The sequence below is a fragment of the Pseudomonas sp. FG29 genome (assembly GCF_057809355.1).
On record NZ_JBMDJU010000013.1, the window covers coordinates 53,134 to 69,332 of the forward strand.

Annotated in this window: 14 protein-coding genes; all 14 read right to left on the reverse strand. The window is 64.1% G+C overall.

Features of this window, described 5'->3' with window-relative positions; translation table 11 throughout:
• Position 1: 1 nt before the first annotated feature.
• On the reverse strand, positions 2–2,206 hold the full coding sequence (locus ACODS1_RS14775) for a methyl-accepting chemotaxis protein (RefSeq protein WP_489086247.1): 2,205 nt from the start codon (positions 2,204–2,206) through the stop codon (positions 2–4).
• On the reverse strand, positions 2,203–4,368 hold the full coding sequence (locus ACODS1_RS14780) for a chemotaxis protein CheA (protein WP_489086248.1): 2,166 nt from the start codon (positions 4,366–4,368) through the stop codon (positions 2,203–2,205). The genes ACODS1_RS14775 and ACODS1_RS14780 overlap by 4 nt, the downstream gene beginning before the upstream one ends.
• Positions 4,368–4,673 (reverse strand): STAS domain-containing protein, encoded by a 306-nt coding sequence (locus tag ACODS1_RS14785; RefSeq protein ID WP_489086249.1) that lies wholly within the window; start codon positions 4,671–4,673, stop codon positions 4,368–4,370. The genes ACODS1_RS14780 and ACODS1_RS14785 overlap by 1 nt, the downstream gene beginning before the upstream one ends.
• Before the next feature lie 15 nt (positions 4,674–4,688).
• Entirely contained in the window at positions 4,689–5,057 is a 369-nt protein-coding gene (locus tag ACODS1_RS14790; protein WP_061240163.1) for a response regulator, read from the reverse strand.
• 11 nt (positions 5,058–5,068) lie between these two features.
• Positions 5,069–6,319: a methyl-accepting chemotaxis protein gene (locus ACODS1_RS14795; RefSeq protein ID WP_489086250.1), complete on the reverse strand. Its 1,251-nt coding sequence runs from the start codon at positions 6,317–6,319 to the stop codon at positions 5,069–5,071.
• A gap of 45 nt (positions 6,320–6,364) precedes the next feature.
• Positions 6,365–6,994, reverse strand: coding sequence for a response regulator transcription factor (locus tag ACODS1_RS14800; RefSeq protein WP_322978899.1), 630 nt, complete (start codon positions 6,992–6,994; stop codon positions 6,365–6,367).
• Positions 6,991–8,796, reverse strand: a complete 1,806-nt coding sequence (locus ACODS1_RS14805; protein ID WP_489086251.1) for a sensor histidine kinase — start codon at positions 8,794–8,796, stop codon at positions 6,991–6,993. The genes ACODS1_RS14800 and ACODS1_RS14805 overlap by 4 nt, the downstream gene beginning before the upstream one ends.
• Positions 8,797–8,870: 74 nt before the next feature.
• Positions 8,871–9,935, reverse strand: coding sequence for a protein-glutamate methylesterase/protein-glutamine glutaminase (locus tag ACODS1_RS14810; RefSeq protein ID WP_489086252.1), 1,065 nt, complete (start codon positions 9,933–9,935; stop codon positions 8,871–8,873).
• Entirely contained in the window at positions 9,932–10,450 is a 519-nt protein-coding gene (locus ACODS1_RS14815; RefSeq protein ID WP_489086253.1) for a chemotaxis protein CheD, read from the reverse strand. Before ACODS1_RS14815 ends, ACODS1_RS14810 begins: the two co-directional genes overlap by 4 nt.
• A complete protein-coding gene (locus ACODS1_RS14820) occupies positions 10,443–11,261 on the reverse strand; it encodes a CheR family methyltransferase (protein ID WP_489086254.1) in 819 nt (272 codons plus the stop codon). The genes ACODS1_RS14815 and ACODS1_RS14820 overlap by 8 nt, the downstream gene beginning before the upstream one ends.
• Positions 11,258–11,770 (reverse strand): chemotaxis protein CheW, encoded by a 513-nt coding sequence (locus tag ACODS1_RS14825; protein WP_489086255.1) that lies wholly within the window; start codon positions 11,768–11,770, stop codon positions 11,258–11,260. The genes ACODS1_RS14820 and ACODS1_RS14825 overlap by 4 nt, the downstream gene beginning before the upstream one ends.
• 3 nt (positions 11,771–11,773) lie before the next feature.
• Entirely contained in the window at positions 11,774–13,417 is a 1,644-nt protein-coding gene (locus tag ACODS1_RS14830) for a methyl-accepting chemotaxis protein (protein ID WP_489086256.1), read from the reverse strand.
• A gap of 32 nt (positions 13,418–13,449) precedes the next feature.
• Entirely contained in the window at positions 13,450–14,004 is a 555-nt protein-coding gene (locus tag ACODS1_RS14835; protein WP_489086257.1) for a chemotaxis protein CheW, read from the reverse strand.
• A gap of 22 nt (positions 14,005–14,026) precedes the next feature.
• Positions 14,027–16,198, reverse strand: coding sequence for a chemotaxis protein CheA (locus ACODS1_RS14840; protein WP_489086258.1), 2,172 nt, complete (start codon positions 16,196–16,198; stop codon positions 14,027–14,029).
• Between the last annotated feature and the right edge of the window lies 1 nt (position 16,199).

Consider the following 16,199-nt stretch of genomic DNA (forward strand, 5'->3'; position numbering starts at 1 on the left):
CTCAGCTCCCGAAGCGGATGAATCCGCTTTCCTGATCGTCGGCCCTTTTCGGCAGGGCGCTGCGTGCAGCGGGTGTGGCGCGCACGGCGCTGTGGCTGCTGCCTTGACTGGCCAGTTGGAAGAACTGCATCAGACTCTGCAGATTGACCGATTGGCCGGTCATTTCCTCGGAGGTGGCGGCCAGCTCCTCGGAGGCGGCAGCGTTTTGCTGGGTGATGTCGCTGAGCTGGGTCATGGCCGCGCTGATCTGGTTGACGCCGGTGTTCTGCTCCTCGGACGCCGCAGCGATTTCCTGCACCAGGTCAGAGGTCTTGGCGATCGACGGCAGCATGTGATCGAGCAGGCTGCCGGCGCGTTCGGCCAGGGAGACGCTGCTCTTGGCCACTGCGCTGATTTCCTGGGCCGCCACCTGGCTGCGTTCGGCCAGCTTGCGCACCTCGGCGGCGACCACGGCGAAGCCTTTGCCATGCTCGCCGGCGCGAGCCGCTTCGATGGCCGCATTGAGTGCCAGCAGGTTGGTCTGGTAGGCGATGTCGTCGACGATGCCGATCTTGTCGGCGATGGTCTTCATCGCCGCCACGGTATCGCGCACCGCCTGGCCACCTTCGCTGGCCTCGCAGGACGCCTTGCCGGCCATACCGTCGGTAATCTTGGCGTTTTCCGTGTTCTGCGCGATTGAGGCAGACATCTGCTCCATTGCCGCGCTGGTTTCTTCGACCGACGCCGCCTGGCTGGAGGCCGCCTGGCTGAGGCTCTGGGCCGTGGCGGAAATTTCCTCGGCGGCGCTGCTGAGCGCACCGGTGGACAGCTGCACCTGACCGATGACGTCGGCCAGTTTGTGCACCGTGGTATTGAGCGACTGCTGCAGTTCCTCCAGATGCCCCTTGTGCTGGCCGCTCATGGTGCGCGTCAGGTCGCCTTCGGCGAGCCCGGCGATCACGCTCATGGCTTCGCGCAGGGGGCGGATGATGGTTTCCAGCGTGTCATTGATGCCCTCGACGATGCGGCGGAAGTCCCCCTGATGGCAGCTGGCATCGGCACGGGTGTCGAGACGCCCTTCGAGCGCGGCCTGGCTGAGCATCTGGGTATCTTCGATCAGGGCCTGAACGTTACGCCGCAGGGTCTCGATGTTGTCGTTGATGAAGGCCTTCTTGCCGGGGAACTGCTCCAGCGGCGCAGCCAGGTCGCCCTCGCTGAAGGCCTTGATGCAGGCCATGGCCTTCTTCTTCACGCTGATGTGGCCGGCGACCATGGCGTTGATGCCCTGGGCGATCTCGGCATAGCTGCCTCGGAAGTGCGAGGCGTCGATCATCACGTCGATATCGCCCTTGTCGTGCTCCTCGGACATGTGGCGCATTTCGCTCATCAGGCCGGAGAGGTTGCCACGCAGGGTCTCGACGATGTCGTTGATGAAGGCTTTCTTGCCGGGGAACGGCTCCAGCGGCGCCTCGAGATCGCCTTCGGCGATGCATCTGACGCAGGCCATGGCTTTCTTCTTCACGCTGATATGGCCGGCGACCATGCTGTTGATGCCTTGGGCAATCTCGGCGTAGCTGCCGGAAAAACGCGCAGCGTCGATGACTACGTCGATATCGCCTTTATCGTGGGCTGCGGACATATGGTGCATCTCGCCCATCAGGCCGGTGATAGTGCTGCGCAGGGTTTCGATGGTGTCGTTGATGAAGGCCTTCTTGCCGGGGAACTGCTCCAGCGGCGCCTTGAGATCGCCATCGGCAATCGAGCGGACGCAGGCCATGGCTTTTTTCTTCGCCTCGATATGGCTGGCCACCAATGCGTTGATGCCCTGCGACACGTCGCCGTAGAGGCCGGGTAGGCGGGTATCGAGCGTCACGTCGATGTCGCCACGGGCATGTTCGTCGCTGACCTGGCGCAGGTTCTGCGCCAGCCCGCCGAGCTGGCCGCCGATCTGCTGCAGGCGATCCTGCAGCGAGCCAGCCGGGGCTATCACCTGTTGTTGGCGGCTACCTTCACCACGAGCTAGCTGTTCAGCAAGGTCGAGCAGAACCTGAGGTTCGGCACCCAGTTTCTGCAGGCTGAGTTGCAGGAGCAGGCCCTGCACGACAACGGCGACCACAGCCACGATGGCGACGGGGATGGCAGCGCTGGCAGGCAGGTTGAAGGCCAAAACCAGCAGGGCGAGGGTGGCGGTTGCGATCAGAGCCGCGATACGAAGAGAGAGGTTCATTGCACGGTGCTCCTCAACTGGCTGGACGGGCTGACGGCACGTGGGCCGCCGCTTTGCGTGATCTGGGCCAGCAGGCCCGGAATGTCGAGGATCAGAGCGACGGCGCCGCTGCCGAGGATGGTGAAGCCGCTCAGCGCCGGTACCTGGCAGAACACCTTGCCCAGCGGTTTGATCACGGTCTGGAATTCGCCGAGCAACTGATCGACTACCAGCCCGGCACGCACGCCGGCGTAGCGCACCACCACCACGTTTTCACGCCGTGGTGGCTGGCCCTGGTCATCGAACATCTGGCGCAGGCGGATGAATGGCAGCACGTTGCCGCGCAGATCGAGGTGCTGCTGGCCGGTAATCTGGTCGCTGGGCAGCTCGATGCATTCCTCGACCATGTCCAGTGGCACCACGTAGCTGGCCTGGCCGACGCCGATGAGGAAGCCATCAATGATCGCCAGGGTCAGTGGCAGGCGAATGCGCACGCAGGTGCCCTGGCCCAGCTTGCTGTCGAGTTCGACGGTACCGCGCAGGGCGGTGATGTTGCGCTTGACCACGTCCATGCCGACGCCACGGCCGGAGAGGTTGCTGATCTGCTCGGCGGTGGAGAAGCCGGGCTCGAAGATCAGGTTGAAGATCTCCTTGTCGCTGAGCTGCTGGCCTTCGTTGATCAGGCCGCGCTGAGTGGCCTTGGCCAGGATCTTCTGCGGGTTGAGACCGCCGCCATCGTCGGAGACTTCGATGACGATGCCGCCGGCCTCGTGGTAGGCGTTGAGGCGTACCACGCCCTGCAGCGACTTGCCGCTTTCGCGCCGCGCGTCGGCCGATTCGATGCCGTGATCCATGGCGTTGCGCACCAGATGGGTGAGGGGATCGCCGATCTTCTCCACCACGGTCTTGTCCAGTTCGGTGTCGCCGCCGCTGATCTGCAGCACGATGTCCTTGCCCAGTTCCTTGGAGACGTCGCGCACCACGCGCTGGAAGCGGTTGAAGGTGGCGCCGATCTGCACCATGCGCAGGGTCAGGGCGCTGTCGCGAACTTCCTCGACCAGGCGCGAGAGGGTTTCGGCGGACTCGCTCATGTCGGTCAGGCCGCTGCGCTGGGCCAGCATGCGCGTGTTGGCGCCGGCGATGATCAGCTCGCCGACCAGGTTGATCAGTTGATCGAGCTTGGTCGCGTCGACGCGGATCAGGTTGGCATCGTTGCCACTGCGGGCGGACTCTTTGCCCGAATTGCTGCGCGCCTCCGGGCTGGCCGCCGGTACCTGGGCGCTGCTGTTGACCTGGCTCGTGGCGCTATCGATGAGGGTCGGTGCGCCGGCACTGGCGCTGAGCATTTCAGGGCTCAGGCCGGTGCAGCGCGCCAGGCGTTCGAGTTGTGCCTCGCCTTCGCTGGCGCGCTCCTGCAGCAGCGCCTGGAAGTCGCTCAGGCTGGCGCCGGGTGGCAGCAGGCGGATGCTGCCTTCTTCGCGCACGAACTCGAAGGCGCCCTCGATGGCGCTGGCCTCGGCGTCGCTGGCGAAACTGAGCTCCAGGCCCAGGTAGCAGGTTTCCGCATCCAGTTCGTCGAGCGCGGGCAGGTGGTCGAGCACCGTTTCGATATGCAGCACCTGGCCGAGGGTGCTCAGGTAACGGATGAAGGCCAGCGGATCCATGCCGTTGCGCAGGGTGTCGGGGCCGAAGCGCAGCGACAGGTGCCAGTGCGGGCTGCCACCCGTGGCGCGACTTTCCTGTTCGCTGCTGGCGCACGGCGCAGGCTCTGCGCTGGCCGGTTGCGCCTGCAGGTAGCGGCTCAGAGCGGTGATCAGTTCCTGGCCGTTGGCGGTCACGCTTTCGGGTAACTCCGCCAGGTCGCCGCCGTCGGCCAGGTGGCGGATCAGCCCGGCGAGGTGGTCGCCGACCTTGAGCATCAGGGCGATCAGATCGGCGTCGAGGTGCAGCTCGCCGCCGCGCACGCGGTCAAGCACGCTTTCGGCGACGTGGGTGAAGGCGACGATGCCGTCGAAGCCGAACAGCCCGGACGAGCCCTTGATGGTGTGGGCCGCGCGGAAGATGGCGTTGATCAGCTCGGGATCGTCCGGGTTGTGTTCCACCTGCAGCAGGGCATCTTCCATCTGCAGCAGCAGTTCCTGGCTCTCGGCGATGAAGGTGCCGATGACACTGTCGAGGTTCATCAGTTGACCTCCGGATCGGTCAGTAAATCGGTCAGCCCGCTCAGGGTGAGCAGCTCGCGTACCACGGCGCTGGCGCCCTGCAGGCGTAGCTCGATGTCCTGGCGGCGTGCCTGCTCGCGGGTGGCCAGCAGCAGTTGCAGGCCGGCGCAGTCGAATTCGTCGATGCCGCTCAGGTCGATTTCGAGGGCGATGGCGCCCTGCAGGGCGACGCTCAGGCGCGGTTTGGTATCGGCAGCGGTGTAGATGCTCAGTGCGCCTTCGAGCGCCAGACGGCGGATCTCATCGGCTGTGGTGGTCGCGTGCATGGCGCACCTCGCGAATCAGGGCAGGATCAGTTTGGAAACGGCGGTGAGCATCTGCGCCGGCTGGAAGGGCTTGACCACCCAGGCCTTGGCACCGGCAGCCTGGCCTTCGCTCTTCTTGGCGTCGCCGGCTTCGGTGGTGAGCATGATCACGGGGGTGAACTTGTAGTTGGGCAGCGTCTTGACGTTCTTCAGGAAGGTGATGCCGTCCATGTTCGGCATGTTCACGTCGCTGATGATCAGGTGCACCTTGCGTCCGTCGAGCTTGGTCAGCGCATCCTTGCCATCGACGCCTTCGATGACGTCGTAGCCGGCGCTTTTCAGGGTCATGCCGACGACCTGGCGGATGGAGGCGGAGTCGTCGACGATGAGAATGGTCTTGGCCATGGGGCATGTCCTCAGAAGAAGGTGATGTCGGAAGCGCTATCGGCGGCGGCGGTGTTGCGGCGACCGTGATGGATGGCGTGCTGTTCGGGCATGGTGTAGGTGTGCGACAGCTCGTTGAGCCAGGTGCGCGCGTCGACCCGTTCGCAGGGTTCGCTCAGGTGGGTGCCCAGACGCTGGATGTCGTCGCGCATGTGGCCGAGCATCTGGCTGACACGATCCTGGAATTGCAGCGCCACCAGCACGTCGGAGATTTCGTCGCCCACGGCCTTGTTCTCCTGATGCAGCACCGTGCCGTGCTCGACCAGGCGAGTGGCGCTGCCGCGCAGGTCGGTGATGAGGTGGTGGATCACCTCGCTGGCACTTTTCAGGGTGTTGGCATCGCGATCGGTGTGTTCGTTGGAAACCTGCAGGGTGCGTTCGATGGCCGCGCTGACGGTCTCGATGGTCTCGTCGATGCGCTTGCCGGTGGCTTCTGAAAGGGTGGAAAGCTTGCGCACTTCATCGGCGACGACGGCGAAACCACGCCCGGCCTCGCCAGCCCGTGCGGCTTCGATGGCGGCGTTGAGGGCCAGCAGGTTGGTCTGTTTGGCGACGTCACCGACCTCCTTGGCCATGGTGCGCAGTTGCGTGGTGTAGCCGCTGAGGCTGACCACCTCGGCCAGCAGGGTTTCCTTGCTGCTCAGCGCCTGGCGCAACTGACCGACGATGTCCTCCAGGTCGCTCTCGCTGCTGGCCAGCAGGCTGAGCAGCGATTGTTCATCATCCTGATTGTCGGTGCTGATCACCGCACTGATGCGCTGAGCCAGTTGGGTGAAACGCGCGCTGAGCGATTCGATGGCGGTTTCAGTGTGCTGTCGCGCCGCCTCGATCTGCTGCGACCAGACGGGGGACAGGCCACGGCACAGATCGGCCAGGCCGTCGACATGGCGCTGGGCCTCCTCTGCCTGGCCGTCGCGGATGCCATTCTGGTAGGCCTGCGCGGTGGCGGCGGCCTGTTTGCCGGCCAGGCTACGTACGCTGGCGTGCACCAGAGCGCCGGGCAGCAGCGCGGCGATCAGCCAATAGGCGCTGGGCAGCATGAGCACCAGCCAGACGAGCAGCAGGCTGCCGAGGCTGGCCAGCGTGGCGGGAAGCCAGGAGATCCGGGGGGCGTTGGTCTGGGTGGTCACGTTGACACTCCATCGAGCAGCGAAGCCGGGCATGGGCGGCCCGTTCTTGGCTATCAGGATGGTGTGTCGGCGTTGGCCAGGGCATCGGTGCATCCCGATGATGGCGTAGGGCCACTCCTTTTTTTTGTAGGACGATTCCTACCTTGACAAGCGCTCCGTCATGGCGAAGCGGATGATGTCGGCGTTGCAGCTGAAGCCCATTTTTTCCATCAGCCGGGTCTTGTGCGTGCTGACGGTCTTGTTGCTGATGGCCAGGCGCTCGGCGATCTGGTTGACGCCCAGGCCGTCAGCGAGCAGGCGCAGGATCTGGAATTCCCGATCCGACAGGCTGTCCAGGCCGCTGTCGCGCGGTTCGGAATTGGCGAAGGCCAGCTGTTCGGCGATGCGCGGATCCAGGTAGCGACCACCGCCGGCGACCTTGTTGATGGCGGCGAGCAGGGTTTCGGCGTTGTGATCCTTGGTCAGGTAGCCGCTGGCGCCGGCCCGCAGCGCGCGTTGGGCGATCTGCGGTTCGTTGTGCATGCTCAGCACCAGGATGGGCAACTTGGCGTAATGGCCGTGGATGCGGGCGATCAGATCCTCGCCGCTGATGCCGGGCATGCTCATGTCCAGCAGCACCAGATCGACCTCCACGTTGCGCAGGCTCTCCAGCACCTGGCCGCCGTTCTCCGCTTCGGCGACTACCTGCAGGCGGTTGTCGAACTCGATCAACTGCTTGAGGCCGTTGCGCATGATGGTGTGATCGTCAGCGATCATGATCCGCGTCATGGGGCCTCCTGGGTCGACTTGATGGGCAGGGTCGCCTGGACAGTGGTGCCCTGGCCGGGGTGGCTGAAAATGACCACTTCGCCGCCCAGGCTGATGCCGCGTTCGCGCATGCCGGCCAGCCCCAGCGAACGTTTGTTGACCGAGGCGGGGTCGAAGCCACGACCGTTGTCGGTGATATCCAGGCGGTAGGTGTCGTCGATGCGCTCGAGGCTCACCACGGTGCGCGTGGCGCCGGAGTGGCGAGCGACATTGTTCAGCGCCTCCTGGACGATACGGAAAGCGGTGGTGGCTTGGTCGTCGGTCAAGGCCGGTTCTTCGCTGTGGGTGGTCAGTTCGCAGGCAATCCGGGTGTGTTGGCGAAACTCGCTGATCAGCCATTCCAGTGCCGGGTAGAGGCCCATGTTGAGCACGGCCGGGCGCAGGCTGGTGGCGATGGTGCGCACCACCTGGATGGTGCGGTCGCACAGCCCCATCAGGTTATCCACGGCAGGGTTCAACCCTGGCGCCTGGCTGCCGAATTGCAGGTTTAGCATGGAAATGCCCATGCGCAAGGCCGTCAGGTGCTGGCCCAGTTCGTCATGGATTTCCTGGGCGATCAGCTTGCGCTCTTCTTCCCGCGCCGATTCCCGCCGGCTGGTCAGTTCGCGCAGTTGCTGGTTGCTGGCGGCCAGGCGCCGCTCGGCCTTGCGGATGTTGGTGATGTCGCGAGCCAGGGACAGCACGCTGGTCACCTCGCCGTGGTCATCACGCTCGGGTACCAGCTGCACGAGGTAATGCAGGTGCTGGTCGACCGGGCCGTCGATGCCGTGAATCAGTTCTTCTTCCAGGGACTTACCGCTTTTGGCGACCTCCCGCACCATCTCGGCCATGATGTCGACTTGTGAGTTGTCGCCAAAGGCATCACGTGCCGGGCGGCCTCTGGCCTCCACCAGAGGCAGCCGGCACAGTGCTTCCAGCGCCGGGTTGGCATAGATCAGGCGGAAGTCGGGAGTGAGGCGGCCGATGGCGTCATGGGTGTTCTCGATCAGGGCACGGAACTGGCGCTCGTTGTGCCGCAGGGTATCGGTCAGACGTTGTTGTTCGGTGAGATCGTGCAGCAATGCCAGACTGTAGCCGCGCCGATCGTAGTGGAAACGAGTGAATTTCACCGACAGGTGACGGCGTGTACCGTCGATGGGATTGCTCAGTTCCAGATGCACCGCTTGCTGGTCGCGTATGAGCTCCTGCAACTGTTCGTCACTATGCAGGGCCAGCGGTATCAGGGCCTGGCCGATGTTCTGGCCAAGCAGATACTTGCGAGCCTGGCCCATCAGTACGGTGGCCGCTTCATTGAGGTAGCGGATATTCAGCGCGTCATCCAGCAGCAGGGCGCCGTCGGCGGTGAAGTCGAGCGCGAAGCTGAGCAGATAGACCAGCTCGGCACGTTCCTGGGTCGAACGGGGTGGGCTCAGGCGAATGAGGAAATGATCGACGTCCGATCCATTCGTCGAAATGCCGGAAACACTGGTTCTCAGCCATTGGTAGGCCTCGCCTGGGTTACCAATGCGCAACTCGCCGCAGGGAATATCGGCCTGCTGGCGGCGTGCGCGCTCCAGAGCGTAAGTGAGCGCGTCCTGATCTTGCGGGTGCAACCAGTGCGTCAGCGGCTGGTGTGTCGGCACCTGCAGCGGCGTACCGAGCAAGCGCAGCAGGGCGGGATTGCCCTGCTTCAGGCAACCGTCGAGATCCAGTACGCCTAGACCGACCGGTGCCGTATGCCATGCTGCGTCACGCAGGGCATCTGCCGTATGCGTCTCTTCCAAAGCCTTCCCCCGATGGCATGACCTTTCCAGTATGGGTCAGTTTTCCGGTTGCGGCGGGCGTATTGAGCCCCGGCTCAGGTGCGCTCGGTGCGCAGGATGTACGCAGGTATCTGCTCCAGCGGAATCTCGCGGCTCACCGCCCCGAGTTTCTTCGCCTCCTTGGGCATGCCGTAGACGACGCAACTGGCTTCGTCCTGGCCGAGGGTGAAGGCGCCGGCCTCGTGCATTTCGCGCAGGCCACGGGCGCCGTCGTCGCCCATGCCGGTCATGATGATGCCGGTGGCGTTGGCACCCGCAGCACGGGCGGTGGAGCGGAACAGCACGTCCACCGAGGGTTTGTGGCGACTCACGGGTGGGCCGTCGACCACTTCGACCATGTACTGCGCGCCACTGCGCTTGAGCAGCATGTGGCGGCCTCCGGGCGCGATCAGCGCGCGGCCGGGGATGACCCGGTCACCGTGGCGGGCTTCGAGCACTTCGATCTGGCACAGGCCGTTGAGACGTTCGGCGAAGGCCGCGGTGAATTTCTCCGGCATGTGCTGGACGATGACGATGCCCGGGCACACGCGCGGCAAGGCGGTGAGCACGTATTCCAGCGCTTGGGTGCCGCCGGTGGAGGTGCCGATGGCGACGACCCGCTCGGTCGTGCGGGCCATGGCGCTCGGGCTGGCGGGCGGTAATACCGCGTCGGCGCCCAGCTTGGGCGTGACGGCGGGTTTTTCCTTGAGCTGGCGCAGGTTGGCGCGCGCGGCGGCCTTGACTGCGCCGAGCAGGTCATCGCTGGCGTTGACGAGAAATTTGCGCAGGCTCATCTGTGGCTTGGTGACGATGCTCACGGCGCCTGCAGCCAGCGCCTGCATGGTGGTGCTGGCGCCCTTTTCGGTGAGCGTGGAGCAGATCACCACGGGCGTCGGGCGTTCGGCCATCAGCTTCTTGAGGAAGGTGATGCCGTCCATGCGCGGCATTTCGACGTCGAGGACGATCACGTCGGGCCATTCGCGCTCCATTTTGCTCAGGGCGAACAGCGGATCGGCAGCGGTGCCCAGCACCTCGATGGCCGGGTCGGCGCCCAGCACCGAGGCCAGCACCTGACGCACGACGGCGGAATCGTCGACGATCATGACTTTGATGGGTTTCATGCAGACTGCACTCCAGTGGGGCTTCCACTGCCGGGTACGATGGGCGACAGCTTCAGGGCGAGCTGGCCGCTCCAGATGTCGAAAAGCAGGTGCCGGTGGCCGGTTCCACCGACGTGCTCGCCATGGCTCATCAAGCCGTGCATGGCGAGGAGCTTGTAGGCCATGTCGATATTCTGCTGACCGACGTGGCGTTTGCCGCGGTTTCCGACGTTCGGAAACATATTGCCGCCGCCGAAGATGCGCACGTGATATTCGTTGGCGCGGGTGCCGTGCGCGCTGATGGCTTCCAGCAGCATGAGCATGGCCTCGTCGCCGTAGCGTCCGTCCAGTTTGGCAGTGGGTTGGCCACGGGTGGGCAGCATGTAATGGCACATGCCGCCGAGTCGATGGCGCGGGTGCCAGAACACCAGGGATACGCAGGAGCCCAGCAGCGTGCGGATGCGCGTGCCGACGCCGGCAAAGTGCACATCGCCCGGTTGCAGGTAGACGTCACGCGTCGTTACGGGCTTAGGCATCGGGTTTGCGGTAGATCGATGGTTTCACGACCTTCAGCGTGTCATCGATACCGTTGAGACTTTCCGAGTGGCTGATCAGAAAGTAGCCGCCTGGCCGCAAGCGGCTGAGCAGACGCTTGACGACTTGACGCTTGGTATCACCGTTGAAGTAGATCATGACGTTACGCAGGAAGATCACGTCGAACAGACCGGTCTCCGGCAGTGGGTTGTTCAGGTTGATCTGTTCGAAGCGTATTCGTCGCCGGATCGAAGGGCATATCAGCATGCTGCCCTCGTTGGCGCCCACGCCGCGAAAGCAGTGCTGCACCCGCATCTGGCGCGGGATGTCGTCACTGTCTTCCAGACGATAGACGCCGGCGCGGGCGCGATCCAGCACCCGTTGGCTGATATCCGACGCCAGGATTTCCCAGGGCCTCTCGCCGAGCACATCCGCCAGCAGCAGGGCAATGCTGTAAGGTTCCTCACCGCTGGAGCAGGCGCCGCTCCAGATACGCAACGGGCGCCCACTGGGGATCAACCCCGGCTGGCCCAGGCGTTCACGCAGGAAGTCGAAGTGCTTGGGCTCACGGAAGAAGTAGGTTTCGTTGGTGGTCAGCAGGTCGACGCAGTGCTGCAACTCCGCCGGGCTCTGGTTGAGGCGCCGGAAGTAGTCGCCGTAGCTGTCCAGCTCGAATTCGCGCAGGCGCTTGCTCAGGCGCCCGGCTACCAGCGGTTTCTTCGCATCGGACAGGCTGATGCCGGCAATGTCGTGGATCAACTGGCGAAACTGATCGAACTCACGATCACTGAGCGCGACGGCGGTACTGCTCATGGCTGTTCCTGGCTGGGGGCTCGCTGCGTGCTGGCCTGCTCCAGCAGGCTGATCTCGTCATCGGACAGCACTCGACCTACATCGAGCAACACGACCAGGCGTTCGTTCAACTTACCCATGCCTCGGATGAAGTCGGCGCGGATACGGTTACCGAAGCTGGGGGCAGGCTCGATCTGATCGGCACCGAGCTCCAGCACCTCGCTGACCGCATCGACCACCATGCCGATCACACGCAGGCCGTCCTCCGTGGCGATCTCCAGAATGACGATACAGGTGCGCGGGCCAATCACGGTCGCGCTGCCGCCGAAGCGCAGCCCCAGGTCGATGACCGGCACCACGGCGCCGCGCAGGTTGATCACGCCGAGGATGCTCGGCGGCATCATCGGCACGCTGGTCAGGTGGCCGTACTCGATGATCTCGCGCACGGCATGGATGTCGACGGCGAACAACTCCTTCGCCAGGGCGAAGGTCAGGTACTGGCCGGCGGCGCTGAGGGGTGCGGCAGTCATCGACTACTCCTGAAAGCGCACGTAGCCAGCAGGCAGGCCGCCGGCCATCAGCGTGGACGCGTCGTCATCGGCCTGAGTGGCGCGTGGCGAGTGGCCCGAACGCGGTACCGGAGCGTGACGCTGCGGGCTGCGGGCACCTGGTGTGCTGTTGAGCTTGAAGAAGTCCATCAGTTGCTGCAGTTGCTCGGCCTGGCCGCTCATTTCCTCGGCAGTGGCTGCCAGCTCCTCGGAGGAGGAGGCGTTCTGCTGGGTGATTTCGTTGAGCTGATTCATGGCTGTGCTGATCTGGCCGACGCCCGAGCTCTGCTCTTCGGAGGCGGCGGCGATTTCCTGCACCAGATCGGAGGTCTTGGCGATGGACGGCACGATCTCGTCGAGCAGGGTGCCGGCGCGTTCGGCCAGTTGCACGCTGGACTTGGCCACCTCGCCGATCTCTTGTGCGGCAACTTGGCTGCGTTCAGCTAGCTTGCGTACTTCGGCAGCGACCACGGCGAAGCCCTTGCCATGCTCGCCGGCGCGCGCGGCTTCGATGGCGGCGTTGAGCGCCAGCAGATTGGTCTGGTAGGCGATGTCATCGACGATGCCGATCTTGTCGGCGATGGTTTTCATCGCCCGTACGGTTTCCTTGACCGCCTGGCCGCCTTCGCCAGCTTCGCCGCTGGCCTTGCTCGCCATACCGTCGGTGATGCGCGCGTTCTCGGTGTTCTGCGCGATGGAGGCGGACATCTGCTCCATCGAGGCGCTGGTTTCTTCTACCGAAGCCGCCTGCTCGGAGGCCGCCTGGCTCATGCTCTGCGCGGTCGCGGAGATTTCCTCGGAGGCGCTGGTCAGCGCGTCGGCGTTGCTGCGCACTTCGGAGATGATCTGCGCCAGGCGCTGCGACATGCCGTGGATGGCGGCCAGCATGCTGGTGGTGTCGCCTGGGCGGGTATTGATCTGCACACGCAGGTCGCCTTCGGCGATGCGCGACACCACCTCTGCGGCATAGCCCGGCTCGCCGCCGAGCTGGCGTACCAGGCTGCGGGTGATCAGCCAGGCCAGGAGAATGGAAATAAGGACTGCCACGCCGCCGATGATCATCAGCTGCAAACGAGACTCTTCGTAGAGGGCCGTGGCTTCGTCTGAGCTCTTGTCCATCAGCCCAGCCTGGAACTTGAGCATGTTATCTGCAGCTGCGAGCAACTCGTTGTTGGTGGGAATCAACTGCTCATACAGATAGCTTTCCGCCCGCTCCTGATCATCGAGCATGGTGAAAATTTCATCGTAACGTTTGCCTATGGCGTCTCGTGCCGTATTGACCTTAGCCATCAGCTCGCGCCCTTCCGGCGTATTGATCATGCGCCCGAGTTCTTCGGTGGCATCCGCACGGCGTTGGCGGCTTGCACTGATCAACTCACGGTTCTTCTCGTCAGAGGCGCTATCGTCAATCAACAAGATATCGCGGATGAAACGAGCTTGATTGAGGGTCTCGTCCTTGATGCTTTGAGCCAATAGCACCTTGGCGTAGCGATCCTCGACGATGAAGGTGCTGGAATCATTGATCGCACTCATGCGTATGATCCCCAGCAGCGTCGCCATTATCAGCAGGAGCACGACCATGCCAAAGCCCAGCCCCAGCTTGGTCGCCACTTTCATATTCTTGAACATGGTTACTTTCTCCATTTGACCTGGTCGGTTGCTCAGGTGCGTGCTTTGTTGCCGGAAGCCGCAATTTCGGCGACCGCCAGGGTGTTTTCGATGGTCAGAAGGACGATGAAGTCGTCCCCCTGGCGCACCATGCCGTGAATGAAGTCGCTGCGGATGGGGTTGCCGAACGCTGGCGCCGGGCGGATCTGCGCGGCGGCGACCTCCAGCACTTCGCTGACGGCGTCGACGATGATGCCCAGTACCTGAGCGTCCTCTTCTTCCACCACCTCGACGATGATGATGCAGCTGCGCTTGTCGATGCGGCTTGGGCCCTGGCCGAAGCGCAGGTTCAGGTCGATCACTGGCACCACCGCGCCGCGCAGGTTGATCACGCCATGGATGCACGAGGCCGCCATGGGCACACGGGTAAGCTGCGGGTACTCGATGATCTCGCGCACGCTCAAACCGTCGAGGGCATAACGTCGGGCGTTGAGTTCGAAGGTCAGGTACTGGCGCGAGGCGTCTTGCTCGTCGACCACCTTCCCCGAGGCTGGAAGCATTGCCACCGGGTGCTGCGGCGAACTCGCCGGATTATCGGGAAGACTCATGATGTGCGCTCATTGGCTGATTTCAGGCTTCGCTGGTGAGCGGAGCCGCGTTCGTCGTGGTGCTGGACAGGTCGGTGAGCAGGCTGGGAATGTCGAGAATCAGCGCCACGGCGCCGCTGCCCAGAATGGTGAAGCCCCCGACGCCACGGCAGGTTTCGAACAGCTTGCCCAGCGGCTTGATCACGGTCTGGAACTCGCCCATCAGGTGGTCGACCACCAGGCCGACGCGCTGCCCGGCGTAGCTGACCACGACGACGTTCTCACGTCGGGGCGGCTGGCCAGCTTCGTCGAACAACTCGCGCAGGCGGATGAACGGCAGCACTTCGCCGCGCAGCGAGATGTGCCCACGATCATGGCGGGCATTGACCTCTAGCTCGATGCATTCCTCGACCAGATCCAGCGGAATCACGTAACCGGCCTGGCCGACGCCGACCAGGAAGCCATCGATGATGGCCAGGGTCAGCGGCAGGCGAATGCGTACGCAGGTGCCTTCGCCGAGGGTGCTGTCCAGGTCGATGCTGCCGCGCAGGGCGGTGATGTTGCGCTTGACCACGTCCATGCCGACGCCGCGACCGGAGAGGTTGCTCACCTGCTCGGCGGTGGAGAAGCCCGGCTCGAAGATCAGGTTGAAGGTTTCCTTCTCGGTCAGCGTCTGCCCCTCGCTGATCAGACCGCGTTCGCGGGCCTTGGCCAGGATGCGCTGCGGGTCGAGGCCGCCGCCATCGTCGGCGACTTCCAGAACGATGCTGCCGGCATCGTGGTAGGCGTTAAGGCGCACGTTGCCCTGTGCTGGCTTGCCCCGCGCCTGGCGCATGGCCTGCGACTCGATGCCGTGATCCATGGCATTGCGCACCAGGTGCGTGAGCGGGTCGGTGATGCGCTCGACGACGGTCTTGTCCAGCTCGGTATCACCGCCGCTGATGGACAGGGCGATGTCCTTGCCCAGTTCCTTGGACACGTCACGTACCACGCGCTGGAAGCGGTTGAAGGTGGCGCCGATCTGCACCATGCGCAGGGTCAGGGCGCTGTCGCGGACTTCCTCGACCAGGCGTGAGAGCAGTTCGGTGGATTCCAGCATTTCGGCATGGCCGCATTGCTGGGCGGTCATGCGCGCCCCGGCGCCAGCGATGATCAGTTCGCCGACCAGATTGATCAGTTGGTCGAGCTTGCCGGCATCGACGCGAATCAGGTTGCCTTCATTGCTGCGGTTTTCCTTGACCTGTTGCTGCTTCTGCAGGGCAGCGGCGATCACCGGCGGCTGCACCAGGCTCTCCTCCACCAGCACCTGGCCGATGGGGCGTGCTTCAGCCTGTTGCTGGCCTTGCACCTGGGTGTGCAGCACCTCCTGCAGTTCGGCAGCGGTCAGGGTGCCGCAGCGCATGAGGATTTCGCCGAGGCGCATGTCCTCTTCCGGCAAGGTGCGGATCAGCTCCAGGTATTCCTCGGATTTGCTGTTGGGCGGCAGGATGCGGATCAGGCTGTCTTCGCGGACGAACTCGAAAGCCCCTTCGATGGTGGCCTTGTCCGCCTCGCTGGCGAAGGCGACCTCGAAGCCCAGGTAGCAGGTTTCCGGATCCATCTCGGCGGCCGGCGGTACGCGGTCGAGCAGCGGTACGATGCTGACGATGCGTCCGAAGGTGTTGAGATAGCGCAGCAGCGACAGTGGATCCATGCCGTTGCGCAGCGTGTCCGGGCCGAAACGCAGCGAGAGGTGCCAATGGTCGGCGCTGACGCCGCCGACACTGCTGCGCTCGACCAGCCCATTGCTGGACGGCAGGTTGCTCGTGTTCTGCGGCGCGTCCATATAGAGGCTGAGCTGGTCGCCCAGTTGATGGTTCTGTTCGAGCAGGGCAGGGTCGAGCTGGTCGAGTGTCTGGCCTTCGTCGAGCAGGTCGATCAGGTGGCCCAGGTGGTCGCCCACCTGCAGGAACAGGGCGGTCAGGGTGCCGTCGAAACGCAGTTCGGCATTGCGAATCCGATCCAGCACGCTTTCGGCAATATGGGTGAAGCCGACGATCAGGTCGAGGCCGAAGAGGCCGGCCGAACCCTTGATGGTGTGGGCCGCACGAAAGATCGCATTGATGGTATCAGCATCGTCCGGGGCGCTTTCCAGCACCAGCAGGGCTTCCTCCATCTGTTCGAGCAGTTCCCGGCTCTCGGCGATGAATATCTTGAGTACTTCGTCCATATCCATG

What these genes read in the sequence shown, in the direction of transcription:
- ACODS1_RS14775 (WP_489086247.1), bottom strand. Translation starts at nt 2,206, where the DNA reads ATGAACCTCTCTCTTCGTATCGCGGCTCTGATCGCAACCGCCACCCTC.
- ACODS1_RS14780 (WP_489086248.1), bottom strand. Translation starts at nt 4,368, where the DNA reads ATGAACCTCGACAGTGTCATCGGCACCTTCATCGCCGAGAGCCAGGAA.
- ACODS1_RS14785 (WP_489086249.1), bottom strand. Translation starts at nt 4,673, where the DNA reads ATGCACGCGACCACCACAGCCGATGAGATCCGCCGTCTGGCGCTCGAA.
- ACODS1_RS14790 (WP_061240163.1), bottom strand. Translation starts at nt 5,057, where the DNA reads ATGGCCAAGACCATTCTCATCGTCGACGACTCCGCCTCCATCCGCCAG.
- ACODS1_RS14795 (WP_489086250.1), bottom strand. Translation starts at nt 6,319, where the DNA reads ATGCACCGATGCCCTGGCCAACGCCGACACACCATCCTGATAGCCAAG.
- ACODS1_RS14800 (WP_322978899.1), bottom strand. Translation starts at nt 6,994, where the DNA reads ATGACGCGGATCATGATCGCTGACGATCACACCATCATGCGCAACGGC.
- ACODS1_RS14810 (WP_489086252.1), bottom strand. Translation starts at nt 9,935, where the DNA reads ATGAAACCCATCAAAGTCATGATCGTCGACGATTCCGCCGTCGTGCGT.
- ACODS1_RS14815 (WP_489086253.1), bottom strand. Translation starts at nt 10,450, where the DNA reads ATGCCTAAGCCCGTAACGACGCGTGACGTCTACCTGCAACCGGGCGAT.
- ACODS1_RS14820 (WP_489086254.1), bottom strand. Translation starts at nt 11,261, where the DNA reads ATGAGCAGTACCGCCGTCGCGCTCAGTGATCGTGAGTTCGATCAGTTT.
- ACODS1_RS14825 (WP_489086255.1), bottom strand. Translation starts at nt 11,770, where the DNA reads ATGACTGCCGCACCCCTCAGCGCCGCCGGCCAGTACCTGACCTTCGCC.
- ACODS1_RS14830 (WP_489086256.1), bottom strand. Translation starts at nt 13,417, where the DNA reads ATGTTCAAGAATATGAAAGTGGCGACCAAGCTGGGGCTGGGCTTTGGC.
- ACODS1_RS14835 (WP_489086257.1), bottom strand. Translation starts at nt 14,004, where the DNA reads ATGAGTCTTCCCGATAATCCGGCGAGTTCGCCGCAGCACCCGGTGGCA.
- ACODS1_RS14840 (WP_489086258.1), bottom strand. Translation starts at nt 16,198, where the DNA reads ATGGATATGGACGAAGTACTCAAGATATTCATCGCCGAGAGCCGGGAA.